This is a genomic window from Helicobacter equorum (assembly GCF_900198655.1).
GTDB lineage: Bacteria > Campylobacterota > Campylobacteria > Campylobacterales > Helicobacteraceae > Helicobacter_F > Helicobacter_F equorum.
In genome coordinates, this window is the sequence record NZ_FZPO01000020.1 from 1 (window position 1) to 12,131 (window position 12,131).

Annotated in this window: 13 protein-coding genes; 8 read left to right on the top strand and 5 right to left on the bottom strand. The window is 36.9% G+C overall.

Annotation, left to right across the window (positions count from 1 at the left end):
- Positions 1-2,139, top strand: a 2,139-nt coding sequence (locus tag C6H22_RS09170; protein ID WP_104694146.1) for a restriction endonuclease subunit S, incomplete at its 5' end; no start/stop codon positions are given.
- A 138-nt stretch (positions 2,140-2,277) separates the two neighbouring features.
- Here the strand turns inward: C6H22_RS09170 and dnaK are convergent.
- Genes dnaK through C6H22_RS04505 form a run of 3 tightly spaced genes read right to left on the bottom strand, consistent with a single transcriptional unit; the run spans position 2,278 to position 5,537 of the window.
- Complete coding sequence (dnaK, locus tag C6H22_RS04495) at positions 2,278-4,155, bottom strand: molecular chaperone DnaK (RefSeq protein WP_104694147.1); 1,878 nt, start codon at positions 4,153-4,155, stop codon at positions 2,278-2,280.
- A 28-nt stretch (positions 4,156-4,183) separates the two neighbouring features.
- Complete coding sequence (gene grpE, locus C6H22_RS04500) at positions 4,184-4,726, bottom strand: nucleotide exchange factor GrpE (RefSeq protein WP_104694148.1); 543 nt, start codon at positions 4,724-4,726, stop codon at positions 4,184-4,186.
- A 19-nt stretch (positions 4,727-4,745) separates the two neighbouring features.
- Positions 4,746-5,537, bottom strand: coding sequence for an HrcA family transcriptional regulator (locus C6H22_RS04505; protein WP_104694149.1), 792 nt, complete (start codon positions 5,535-5,537; stop codon positions 4,746-4,748).
- 279 nt (positions 5,538-5,816) lie between these two features.
- On the opposite strand from C6H22_RS04505, the gene C6H22_RS04510 reads away from it, so the two are divergent.
- Together C6H22_RS04510 and C6H22_RS04515 are read left to right on the top strand one after the other, a co-directional pair.
- On the top strand, positions 5,817-6,446 hold the full coding sequence (locus C6H22_RS04510) for a class II aldolase and adducin N-terminal domain-containing protein (RefSeq protein WP_104694150.1): 630 nt from the start codon (positions 5,817-5,819) through the stop codon (positions 6,444-6,446).
- A gap of 84 nt (positions 6,447-6,530) precedes the next feature.
- The gene (locus C6H22_RS04515) at positions 6,531-6,947 is read left to right on the top strand and encodes an META domain-containing protein (RefSeq protein WP_158654617.1); all 417 of its coding nucleotides are present in this window, start codon (positions 6,531-6,533) and stop codon (positions 6,945-6,947) included.
- 6 nt (positions 6,948-6,953) lie between these two features.
- Here the strand turns inward: C6H22_RS04515 and rplI are convergent, their stop codons facing one another.
- Entirely contained in the window at positions 6,954-7,400 is a 447-nt protein-coding gene (rplI, locus tag C6H22_RS04520) for a 50S ribosomal protein L9 (protein ID WP_104694152.1), read from the bottom strand.
- Between the two features lie 53 nt (positions 7,401-7,453).
- Between rplI and C6H22_RS04525 the strand changes: the two genes are divergently transcribed.
- From C6H22_RS04525 to C6H22_RS04540, 4 genes are all read left to right on the top strand, one after another.
- Positions 7,454-8,095 (top strand): M48 family metallopeptidase, encoded by a 642-nt coding sequence (locus C6H22_RS04525; RefSeq protein WP_233707041.1) that lies wholly within the window; start codon positions 7,454-7,456, stop codon positions 8,093-8,095.
- 63 nt (positions 8,096-8,158) lie between these two features.
- Positions 8,159-9,466 carry a glutamate-1-semialdehyde 2,1-aminomutase gene (hemL, locus tag C6H22_RS04530; RefSeq protein WP_104694154.1) on the top strand — a complete coding sequence of 436 codons (1,308 nt, stop codon included), beginning with the start codon at positions 8,159-8,161 and terminating at the stop codon, positions 9,464-9,466.
- A gap of 9 nt (positions 9,467-9,475) precedes the next feature.
- The gene (locus C6H22_RS04535; RefSeq protein ID WP_104694155.1) at positions 9,476-9,880 is read left to right on the top strand and encodes an AtpZ/AtpI family protein; all 405 of its coding nucleotides are present in this window, start codon (positions 9,476-9,478) and stop codon (positions 9,878-9,880) included.
- The gene (locus C6H22_RS04540) at positions 9,870-10,322 is read left to right on the top strand and encodes a hypothetical protein (protein WP_104694156.1); all 453 of its coding nucleotides are present in this window, start codon (positions 9,870-9,872) and stop codon (positions 10,320-10,322) included. The genes C6H22_RS04535 and C6H22_RS04540 overlap by 11 nt, the downstream gene beginning before the upstream one ends.
- A 1-nt stretch (position 10,323) precedes the next feature.
- On the opposite strand, the gene C6H22_RS04545 is transcribed toward C6H22_RS04540, so the two are convergent.
- Positions 10,324-10,863 (bottom strand): phospholipase D-like domain-containing protein, encoded by a 540-nt coding sequence (locus C6H22_RS04545; protein WP_104694157.1) that lies wholly within the window; start codon positions 10,861-10,863, stop codon positions 10,324-10,326.
- 64 nt (positions 10,864-10,927) lie between these two features.
- Between C6H22_RS04545 and C6H22_RS04550 the strand changes: the two genes are divergently transcribed.
- On the top strand, positions 10,928-12,131 hold a 1,204-nt coding region (locus C6H22_RS04550; RefSeq protein ID WP_158654618.1), incomplete at its 3' end, for a hypothetical protein.

Genomic DNA, 12,131 nt, shown 5'->3' on the forward strand with positions numbered 1-12,131 from the left:
TATTCTTGGCTAGGATTTAGTCAAGACAAGCTAAATGATGTCGTGCTTACACCTTCTTATATAGCTACGCTTTTGGCTCGTTTAGCGAGGGTGGATAAAGATTCTTATGTTTGGGATTTTGCTACTGGTTCGGCTGGACTTTTAGTCGCTGCTATGAATGAAATGATAAATAATGCCAAAAACGAGATAAACTCCCCAGATGAGCTAAAAGTAAAAATAGCTCACATAAAAGCAAAGCAACTTCTAGGTTTAGAGATTTTGCCTAGTATTTATATGTTAGCAATTCTCAATATGATTTTAATGGGCGATGGTAGCTCAAATATCTTAAATAAAGACTCGCTAAATGATTTTAGTGGAAATTATGGCTTTGGTGAAAATGATGGAGCACAATTCCCGGCAACTGCCTTTATACTAAATCCGCCGTATTCAGCCCCTGGTAATGGTATGATTTTTGTGCAAAAAGCTCTAGAAATGATGAAAAAAGGTTACGCTGCTATAATCATACAAGGCTCAGCAGGCACAGGCAAAGCAAGTGAATATAATAAAAAAATCTTAGAGCAAAACACGCTAATAGCAAGTATAAAAATGCCTATTGATTTATTTATCGGTAAATCAAGTGTGCAAACCTATATTTATGTATTTCGTGTAGGTGAAAAGCATAATAAAGATGAGATTGTAAAGTTTATTGACTTCTCAAACGATGGCTACACTAGGGCAAATCGCAAAAAGGCAAAAGCAGGACTAAATTTGCGTGATACAGACAACGCAAAAGCTAGATATGATGAGCTAGTAAATTTAGTTCGTTTTGGCCGCTCTAAACTAAATATTTTTAGCCAAAAAGAATACCACGAAGAGAGCATAGACCCAAATAATGGAAGTGATTGGAATAAATCCACACCTATTGATACAACACCTACTTTAAACGACTTTAAAAAATGTGTAAGCGACTATCTAGCGTGGGAAGTTTCAAATATAATTAAAAATGAAAAAACACAAGATATACACCAAAAGGATTTACTTTGTAGCAAAAAGCTAGAAAGCACAAAGTGGGGTGAGTTTTACCTTAACGATTTATTCTATATTGAGCGTGGCACAAGATTTGTAAAATCAAAGCGTAAAAGTGGTAAAATCCCACTTGTTACAGCTGGCGAGCAAAATCAAGGAGTGGCTGAATTTATAGCTTATGATGATGAGTTAAAAATTTATGAAAATCATTTAACAATAGATATGTTTTGTAATTGTTTTTATAGGAATTACAAATTTCTTTGTGATGATAATATTTTAGTTCTTTTTTCTAAAAATACTTTTAGCAATAAAGCATTGCTATTTATTTCAAGTATTATAAATAAAAATAAAATAAAATTTAATTTTGCAAAGCAATTTAGACAAAAAGATTTTAATGAGCTTAAAATTTACTTACCCATAACCACTAACGGCGAAATAGATTTTGATTTTATGGAAAATTTTGTGCGTGAGCTAGAAGAAAATCGTGTGCGTGAGCTAGAAGCATATTTAAAAGCCACAGGTTTAGAGAATAGCACTTTAAACGACAAAGAAGCACAAGCTATACAATTACTACAAGATTCAATTAACGGGGGGAATAACCCTCAATGCAGCCTAAAATGGCAAGAGTTTAGAATAAATGAATTATTTGAAAGTTTAAATGGAAATTTTGATATTAAAAAAGAGCATATAAATAATAAAGGCGACTATGTAATTACCGCCGGTTTAAGCAACAATGGAATTTTAGGAAAAACTGATGTTGAAGCAAAAATTTTTGAGCCAAAAACAATTACTATTGATATGTTTGGCTGTGCTTTTTATAGGCAATTTCAATATAAAATGGTAACTCACGCACGGGTTTTTTCTTTAAAGCCTTTATTTGAAATTACAGACAAACAAGGAATATTTTTATCTTGTTTATTAACTTTTTTGCGTTATTTATTTGGCTATGAAAATATGTGTTCTTGGGAAAAAATTAAAAATTTAAAGATTCAACTGCCCATAACCGCTAACGGCGAAATAGATTTTGATTTTATGGAAAGCTTTATAAAAGCTATGCAAAAAGAATGTATAAAAGGCGTAGATAGCTATTTACAAACTAACATAAACGCCACTAAAAAAGTAATAGCAAACTAGATTCAATTGAATCTTTTTTGCTATTTTGCGCTTTTTGTATCATTTATGAGGGTCTAAACTCGTGGTCAATTCATATGATAACTTTATCCAACTATGTGCATCGTATGAAAGTTAGATTTTATAATCGTGCAAGGAGGATTACTCCACTTCTGCATCGATTACATCATCATCTTTGCCTTTTTTGGCGCTTTGTGTGTTGCTGGCGTTTTGCGCGTTTGCTTGCATTGCTTGGGCGAGTGCCTGGCTTTTTTCACCCAAGGTTTTCATTTTTGCTTCTAGCTCTTCTTTTGAAACATTTTCATTTTTTAGGCTGGATTCTAAGTCATTAAGCGCAGTTTCAATCTCACTCACAATATTAGAATCTAACTTGTCTTTATTCTCATCCAAAGTTTTTCTTGTCTGATATGCTAAGCTATCGGCTTGATTTCTAAGCTCAATAAGCTCTTTTTTCTTCGCATCTTCTTCTTTGTGAAGCTCTGCGTCTTTGACCATTTTTTCAATTTCAGAATCTGAAAGCCCACTTGAGCCACTGATTTGGATTTCTTGACTTTTGCCTGTGGTTTTGTCTTTGGCACTCACAGTTAAGATTCCATTTGCATCAATATCAAATGTTACTTCAATTTGAGGCACACCGCGAGGGGCAGCCGGGATACCTGTAAGGTCAAATCGTCCAAGTGATTTATTATCGCGTGCTAGCTCTCTTTCGCCTTGTAATACATTGATAGATACAGCGGGTTGATTATCCTCATAGGTAGAGAAAACCTGCGTTTTTTTGGTAGGGATCGTTACACCGCGCTCAACAATTTTTGTGCAAATCCCACCAGCAGTTTCAATACCTAGACTTAGAGGCGTTACATCAAGTAAAAGCACATCTTTGACATCACCTTTTAGCACACCCCCTTGTATCGCCGCACCCACAGCCACGACTTCATCTGGATTTACAGATTTGTTGAGATCTTTGCCGATAAACTCTTTGACGCGTTCTTGCACTTTTGGGATTCTCGTGCTTCCACCTACCATTACAACCTCGCTAATGTCACCTTTTCCAAGTCCAGCGTCTTTTATCACGAAATCTATTTTTTTGATAGTTTCTTCGATAAGGTCATCAATGAGACTTTCAAACTTTGCACGAGTGAGTTTTTTTACCAAGTGTTTTGGACCACTTGCATCAGCAGTGATAAATGGTAAGTTGATTTCAGTCTCTTGTGCTGATGAAAGTTCTTTTTTTGCAGTTTCTGCCGCATCTTTTAGGCGTTGTAACGCCATTACATCATTTTTTATGTCAATACCACTTTCGTCTTTAAACTCTTTTGCCGCCCAATCAATAATTCTATTATCAAAGTCGTCGCCCCCCAAGAATGCATCACCACCTGTAGCAAGGACTTCAACAACATTATCCCCTGTTTCTAGCACGGTAACATCAAACGTCCCTCCGCCCAAGTCATATACCATAATTTTTTCAGATTCTTTTTTATCTAGCCCGTAAGCAAGTGCAGCAGAAGTTGGTTCATTGATAATTCTAAGCACATTAAGCCCTGCAATTGTTCCTGCTTCTTTGGTAGCCTTGCGTTGGGAATCATTAAAGTATGCCGGCACGGTGATGACTGCTTCTGTAACGCTCTCGCCTAAATAGCTTTCTGCATCTTCTTTGATTTTCATCAAAATTTTTGCAGAAATTTCTTGTGGTGTATAGATTTTGTCAGCTATTTCCACAGCACACGCACCATTTCTATCAATGATTTTGTATGGAAGGCGTTTTTCTGCCTCTTTGGCTTTGTCTTCATTAAACATAAGTCCCATAATTCTTTTAATAGAATAAATAGTTTTTTGTGGGTTAGTGACAGCTTGTCTTTTTGCGGGCTCACCCACTAGCACCTCACCTTTGTCGGTAAAAGCCACGATTGAAGGTGTTGTATTTTTGCCTTCTTTGTTTGCGATAACTTTTGCTTCATTGCCTTCATATACTGCCATCGCAGAGTTTGTAGTTCCTAAGTCAATACCTATTACTTTTGCCATGTTGTATCCTTTCGTTTTTAAGATGAATTCAGTCGTTTTTTACAATGCTAACCATCGCAGGACGCAAAAGCCGCTGCTTGTAGGTGTAGCCATTTTGTAAAACCTGTGCGATTGTACCATTTTGTTTTGTCTCGTCTTTGACTTGCATAAGGCACTCGTGTAAATTCGGGTCGAATTCACCATCGGTTGCGATGGCCTCAACCCCATGCTTTGCCAAAGCCTTATAAAAAGTCTCAAGTGTGAGCTCTAAGCCCTCTGCGATTGCATTTTGTGTAGAATCTGCTTGTGCATTTTTGGCAGATTCTAAAGCTTTTTGTAAAGTATCAAGCACGGGAAGCAAATCTAGCCCAAAGCGCTCATTTGCATACTCTAAACTTTGGTATTTTTCACGCTCTAAGCGTTTTTTGGTATTTTCAAAATCCGCATAAGCACGTGCATATTGATCTTTAAGCTCATCATATTTGGCTTGCAGATCTTGAGATTGTTGTGTGTCTTCTTCTTGCACGAGATCTTGTTCTTGCGTTTGTTCAAGATCTTTTGGTATCTCATTTTCTGGTGTTTGTTCTTGCATACAACCTCCTTTGTTAGATTTAACTTGCGAGTTGGTTATAAAAACTCACATAATCCCTATCGATCTTGCCACATACAAGGACTTGCCCACTTTGCCCTTGAGCTGTGTGAAATTCTTGCACAATGCCAAGATAATTTTTAGGTAAAAAGTCCTCAAAATAGATTCCATTTTGAAGCTTGTGAAAACAATATCCATTTATAATGTCTAAAAATACCTCCTCGTTTGAAGTTGAAGCTAACATTTCATATATAGCACTAACACAAAAGCGTTTTACTTCGCTTTCTTGTGCGTTATGTAGTGCATCTAGTAATTCTTTTGCACGCACTTGGTAGGCGATTTTTACAATATCTGCAACATCAAGATTTTTTAGCTCGTGCAAAAACCGCTCAAGTGAGGCATTGTATGAAAGGATTGCATACCCTCTTTCAAGTTTAAGTGCTAAAAAATCATTATGGATATTAATGATGTCTTGTAGCACATTTTTTGCATATATATGCACAATACAACAAATATTATGCGCATAACTACTTTGCTTGATAATTTGGATATTTTCTACCATGCATGGGGTTTTTGGGTCAATGTATTTCACCCAATGGTTTTTAAGCGCAGCATATGTAGGAATACGCCCACTACTACTATGTGTTTGCGTAAGCCAACCCTCTTGCACAAGCGCTTTAAAATGATTGCGAATAGTTGCTGATGAAAACTTCACACTGCAAGAGGCTTTGAGAGATTCTGAACCGATAGGCTCTTTGGACTTGAGATATTGTGTGATGACTTGCTCAAGCAATATATCTTTTTTGGAACCCATCGCCTCTCCTTTCTGTAAGCCTAGTATCAAACTTGATTACTAAACTTTTTAAGTTTTGTGAAATTTTCTGGCGGTATTATACTGAAATTTTTAGCAATTTAGTAAATGAATTGCTAAATTTTACTAAAGTTTAGCCTATTTATATAAAGATAATTAAATATATTTATTTATAAAATATGTGTCTTATTATATAAGATTATAGAATCTTAGCATTATACAATGCCTAATATCCTAAAATGTAGCCATAAACACAAATATCTCGTGCTATAATGCACACCTATGAATATACACACAAGAGATATTAATCAAGAAGTTACGCGCCAGATTCTAGGCGTATCCGCAACAATGTTTAGTAAGGGCTTTTTTGGGATTTTTTATGGATCGCTATCAGCGCGAATCTCCAAAGATCGCTTTCTTATCAATAAAAGCCAAGCAATTTTTGACAAACTTACGCCAGAAAATTTGATTTTGCTTGATAATACGCACGATTATCGTTGGAATGAAGCTAGTAAAGACTCGCACATTCATGCAAATATTTATACAAATTTTAGTGAGGCAAAATTTGTCAGCTATACAATGCCTCCATACATCACAGCCTTTTCCCTCAAAAATGCCGCTTTCGCCCCAAAAGATTATTTTGGTTGTGTGTATCTTGGAGAAAGCATACCTATTGTTGATCCTAAGGATTTTGAGACTTGGTATGAGCGTGCAGATACGGATATTGTGCGATATTTTAAACAAAGTCAGCAGGATTTTATTATTGTGCGTGGATATGGTGTATATGCGTATGGTAGGGATATAGAAGAGATTACTAAAAAAATTGATATTATAGAACAAAGTGCAAAGATTCTTGCACTAAGCCAAGGTCTTGCACTTAATCTCCAAGATCATACGTATTATGGGATTTAATGTTGATAATCTAAAAGCGGTTGTGGTATAAGGTTTGCTTTTATCGTGTGTAAATGTAAAGTTTGGTAAAATAGAGGTTGTTAGGTGATTTGGAAATTTTTATGCGTTATGTTTTTGTGTGTGGTGTCTTTGGGAGCTTTGGAGAGCCAAAAGCCTGTGCTTAATGGATCGGTATGGGATTTGTATTTGTTAAATTATAATGGTGAGATTCTTAGTGCATCTCATTTAGCCCAAAAAGCGACATTACACTTTCAAGCCAAAAAGGATTTTGGCGGTAGTAGCGGATGTAATGCATTTTTTGGTAGCTATGAAGATTTTGAACAAACCCTGCAATTTTCCAATGTAGGCGCGACTAAAAAAATGTGTGATGAAAAAAGTATGAATATAGAATCTGCACTTCTTGTGCTTTTTGGAGATGGCAAAATATCCTATACACTACATAATGATGAGCTTGTGTTGGAGCGGAATTCTATCAAGGCAGTTTTTAAAAGAACACATTAAGAGCAATTACTGCCCTATAATGTGAAGTGTGAGATTTGCACTTAACCCATTCCCTAGTTTTACTTCTATACTAAAATCTCCGGTGTGCTTTATAGATTCATGTAAGATAACCCATTTTTTATCGATAGGTGCTTTGATATGTTCATTAATCGCGTGCGCAATCTCATCTTTGGTAACTGCTCCAAAAAGTGCATTATTTGCACCCACTTTTTTAGCAATCGTAATTTCTAAAGATTCTAAGCTTTGTGCGAGTTGTTTTTGTTCTGCTAACTCGAGGGCTTTGTTTTGTGCTATTTGTTTTTGTTGGGCTTTGTAGCGGTTAATGACTTCATTTGTAGCGAGTTTTGCTTTGCCTTTGGCGATGAGGAAATTTTGTCCATAGCCATCTTTGACTTCACAAATATCACCAGCTTTACCTAGCCCTTGCACATTTTCTATGAGTAGGACTTTCATATTCTCTCCTTAGTTAGTTATAATGTCAGGGATTATACTACAAAGGCGATATGTTGCAAATAAAAATCACAAAAGGGACTAAAAGAGTGAATCTGCGTTTTATAGATTCACAGACTTTGCATGTGAGTGTCCCAAGCTATTATGGACAAAAAGATTGCGATATGTTGCTTAGGCGTTATCGTGAGTGGATAGATTCTAATAGTGAGTATTTACGCGCCAAAGAAGCTAAGGAAGCACAGGAATTACGCGATAGAGATGGAGAAATTTTGTATTTTGGCAAGTGGATATCTATGAGCAAACTTGCTAAAGAACATAATGTGCATAATATTAGTGAGATGTATGCAGAATTAGAGGCATTATTGCAGCATTTTTGTGCATTATGGGCAGAGCGAATGCAAGTCTCTTATGTAAGCATAAAACTTAGTAAGGCACAGAGCTTTTTTGGAATCTGCACATTTGATAATCATCTGCGTTTTTCGCGTATGCTTGTTTTTGCACCAAAAGAATGCATTATGTATGTGGTGATTCATGAGCTTGCACACATTCGCTACAAAAACCACTCTAAGGCATTTTGGGTGTTTGTGAAGAGATTTTGTGCAGAATATAAACAATCGCGTGCGTTTTTGCGACGCAATGCGTGGTTATATAAAGCGCTTTTGCGACGACATACCACATGTCTTGATTTTGCAATCTAAGCTTTTAGGTGCTTTTATAGCAAAGCACGATATAATGCCAAAAATCCATATATAAGGATAGATATGAATCTCCTGCATAGTATCAATGATTTTAATGAAGCAAAACAAGTGATTGTAGGCGGTGTGAATTCTCCTGTGCGTGCTTTTGGATCTGTGGGTGGTGTGCCGAGATTTATCCAAAACGCAAAAGGTGCATATATTTATGATGTAGATGGGAATGCGTATATTGATTATGTGCAGAGTTGGGGACCGCTGATTTTTGGGCATTGTGATAGCGATATAGAATCTAGTGTATTGCGAAGTGTCAAAAATGGGTTGAGTTTTGGTGCGCCAACGGAATTAGAAACTACCTTGGCAAAAGAGATTATTGGCACTTATGATGGTATCCAAAAAATGCGATTAGTGAATTCTGGGACCGAGGCAACAATGAGTGCTATTAGGGTAGCGAGGGCATATAGTGGCAAAGATGATTTGATAAAGTTTGATGGTTGTTATCATGGACATAGCGATAGTTTGCTTGTGAGTGCGGGAAGTGGTTGCGCTACATTTGGTGCGCCAAGCTCACCGGGTGTGCCAAAAGACTTGAGCAAACACACGCTAGTGGCACGCTATAATGATATAGATTCTGTGTGTGCATGTTTTGAAGAGAGTAAGACTAAGGGAAGTGGTGTTGGTTGTGTGATTATAGAACCTATCGCAGGGAATATGGGGCTAGTTCCTGCGGATAAGGAATTTTTACACCAATTGCGTGAGCTTTGTGATACATATGGTGCTGTGCTCATTTTTGATGAGGTGATGAGTGGATTTAGAGCAAGTTTGCGTGGGAGTTTGGCATACTGCGATGTGTTGCCAGATATGGCTACTTTTGGCAAGGTTATAGGCGGTGGTATGCCTTTGGCTGCGTTTGGGGGCAGAGATGAGATTATGGATTTGCTCTCTCCTGTAGGTAGCGTGTATCAAGCAGGGACACTAAGTGGTAATCCTATAGCCGTGAGTGCGGGACTTACTTCATTGTTAAAGTTAAAAAGCAATCCAGATATTTTTGAGACACTCTCACAAAAGGCAAAAACTCTTACACAAGGGCTTCAAGATGCTGCAAAAAGCGTGGGAATCCCATTGCAAATATGCCACAGAGGTTCGATGTTTGGCTTTTTCTTTAATGATACAGCTGTGCGAAATTTTGATGATGCAAGAGAGAGTGATACTACAATGTTTGCAAAATTTCATCAAAAAATGCTTGAAAAAGGTGTGTATTTTGCGTGTTCGCAGTTTGAAACTGGTTTTATCTGCACGAGTATGGGTGATAAGGAGATTACAGATACTCTAGATCGTGCAAAAGAGAGCTTTGAAGAGATTGCAAACGATCTTTAGGTTTGGATTATGGCAAAAGATACTACCTCACAAGATACTTATACTACAGAATCTCCAAGCACTGCAGATAAAGTGCAATCTGTAGGATCTCTAGATTCAGATAAAGCCAAAGCACCTAGATTCCAAAAGGTTGTAGAGGGTGTATATGACTTAAGTTTAGGAATTTCTATTATTGTAGCGGTAGTCATAGGCTATGGTATAGGCTATGGATTACAAAAACTTACCGGTATTTCTTGGCTTTTGTGGCTTGGGATTGGTTGGGGTGTGGCTGCAGCTTTTTTAAATATTTATAAGGCATATAAGCGACATAAAAAAGAGCTTGATGAACTTGCTAAAAATCCGCGCTATAACGCCCATAAGTATTTGCAAGATTCACAAGATGTAGATGATGAGGATGATCCCTATGATCGTTAAGGGTGTGAGGATTATTGTTTGGTTTGTGTTGTTTGGAGTGTGTGGTATGGGCGTGTCGTTGATATTTGGCATAGGATATGGCACAAGTTTTATCCTTGGATATATGGCATTTGGGGTGATTATGAGCGGATCATTTTTGCATATAAGGCGACAGCTTATTATGACACAAAAAGAGTGTGCAGAAGAGAATCTAGAGTCTAAAAATGATGAGGATGTGGGACAAGAGAAAAAAACTTCTTTCACTTCACGCTTTGTGGTTGGCACAAAACTTAGTTTTTCGTTAATGCGGATTGTGGGATATATGTTGTTTTTGGCAGGAATTGGTGGGCTTTTGTATTATGATATGTTAATGCCAACGACCCTATTTGCAGGGATTAGCCTTGCAGTAGTATATGTAGTGGGTATGGGTGTTTATACACTCCAAAGTGCTAAAGCCTCATAAATTAAAAAGTTTTGCACTCTTGTCGCATACGCGCAAAGTATTGCTGTGCTTTGTGTGTGTTGATTGGGTTTTGTGTGATAAGAAGTGTTTCATAATTATATGAAAATGCGTTTTTACTCCAGTTTGCAGATCCTAAAATAAGGGTTTTATCATCAATAATCGCCATTTTTTGGTGCATGATTCCAGTATAATTTGTCGCCTTTTTGCCTTCAAGTGTGCAAACTTCGATATTCTTGTATTTAGCAAGGTAACCAATGCTAGAGGTGTCATTTTTGGTATTTGCACTTTTGTCATAAATGATTGTGATCATAACGCCTTTTTGTGCCACATCACGCAAGGCTTTGGCAATTTCTCTATTGGTGAAACTATAAATTGCGATATTGATATTTGTCGTCGCATTTTTGATGTGTGTTAGGAGATCATGAAGTGCTTGTGTGTTTTCATATGGCATAAAGTAGAGGCTTTCTGTAGCTACATTTGCTTGTCCATAGCCTAGCGCAAAACAACACACTATACATAAAAAATATTTTTTTCTCCACATTTTATGTCCTTTCTCATTATGGTTTGGCTATAATACTAAAACTATCCAAACTGCAAGGCGTGAGATGAAGATACTTTTTATTAACACAAACCAGATTGTTCAAAAGCTTGTCGAAGTTACTGCACAAAAGGCAAATGTAGAGCTTCAAACCGTGAGCAATCCAAGTCAAGTTGGTGATATAGATCAGTATGATTATATCATTGTCGATGATGGTTGTTACAATATGGATAAGACAGCGTATGATGCACTTATTAATGGGAGACGAGCGTGTCTTATTTATTCTAAACACGAGGAAATGAGCAAAGGCTTTAGTGAATATATAAAAAAACCTTTTATTCCCACGCATATTCTTGAGATTATGGTCGCTCAAATTGCCAAGGTGCAAACCAAGGAAGCATTTTCTCCAAATTCAGATTCTCTAGCAAACCCATCGACTTCACAAGAGGATCTTTCTACAAATGCAGATGACAATAGCTTGCAGTCTTCACCACTAGAGCATCTTAAAGCCCTTTCTGAAGAATACCACCTCACAGATGAGGAATCTAATGTAACAATATCCGATGATACAGAGCAAACCTCCACGCCAACAGAGATTGGCAAAGACGATATTTTGGGAGATCTTAACTTAGATGACATAGATTTGGGTGAGGGCTTAGAAGACATAAGTTTAGATGAAACACATTCTAAGTCTCCTACACAAGAAGTAGAATCTATAGAAAACACAATAGATGAAAACACACAAATACAATCTGCAGACACAGAGGTAGAGGCTACAGATTCACAAGCATTAGATATAGAATCTACAGATTCACAACCAGAATCTAAAGACAACGACACAGATTCTGCACAATCTCAAGATGAGGATGTGCATGATGAGAATCTAGCACTTGATACACAAGACATAGATTTAGGCGATGTGGATTTGGAAAATGCAGATTTGGGGGATATAGATTTAATGGATGTGGAGACACAAAACAAAGAATTAGACACTATCCAAGAACTTAGCGAACTTGCAAACCAGAAGAATATACAAGATTTGGAAAAAGAGCATAATATTGAGGAAACACAAGTGTTAGATTCAGAGCAAATAAGTGAGGTGAGTAATTTGCTTGATGAGATACAAAATACAGAACCAAAAGCACCTGATACAAGCGATACAAAAGATGTGGAGCTAGAGGAAAATAAGGGATTAGACGATATTTTGGGAGATCTTAACTTAGATGACATAGATTTGGGTGAGGGCTTAGAAGACATAAGTTTAGATGAAA

What these genes read in the sequence shown, in the direction of transcription:
- dnaK (WP_104694147.1), bottom strand. Translation starts at nt 4,155, where the DNA reads ATGGCAAAAGTAATAGGTATTGACTTAGGAACTACAAACTCTGCGATG.
- grpE (WP_104694148.1), bottom strand. Translation starts at nt 4,726, where the DNA reads ATGCAAGAACAAACACCAGAAAATGAGATACCAAAAGATCTTGAACAA.
- C6H22_RS04505 (WP_104694149.1), bottom strand. Translation starts at nt 5,537, where the DNA reads ATGGGTTCCAAAAAAGATATATTGCTTGAGCAAGTCATCACACAATAT.
- C6H22_RS04510 (WP_104694150.1), top strand. Translation starts at nt 5,817, where the DNA reads ATGAATATACACACAAGAGATATTAATCAAGAAGTTACGCGCCAGATT.
- rplI (WP_104694152.1), bottom strand. Translation starts at nt 7,400, where the DNA reads ATGAAAGTCCTACTCATAGAAAATGTGCAAGGGCTAGGTAAAGCTGGT.
- hemL (WP_104694154.1), top strand. Translation starts at nt 8,159, where the DNA reads ATGAATCTCCTGCATAGTATCAATGATTTTAATGAAGCAAAACAAGTG.
- C6H22_RS04535 (WP_104694155.1), top strand. Translation starts at nt 9,476, where the DNA reads ATGGCAAAAGATACTACCTCACAAGATACTTATACTACAGAATCTCCA.
- C6H22_RS04540 (WP_104694156.1), top strand. Translation starts at nt 9,870, where the DNA reads ATGATCGTTAAGGGTGTGAGGATTATTGTTTGGTTTGTGTTGTTTGGA.
- C6H22_RS04545 (WP_104694157.1), bottom strand. Translation starts at nt 10,863, where the DNA reads ATGTGGAGAAAAAAATATTTTTTATGTATAGTGTGTTGTTTTGCGCTA.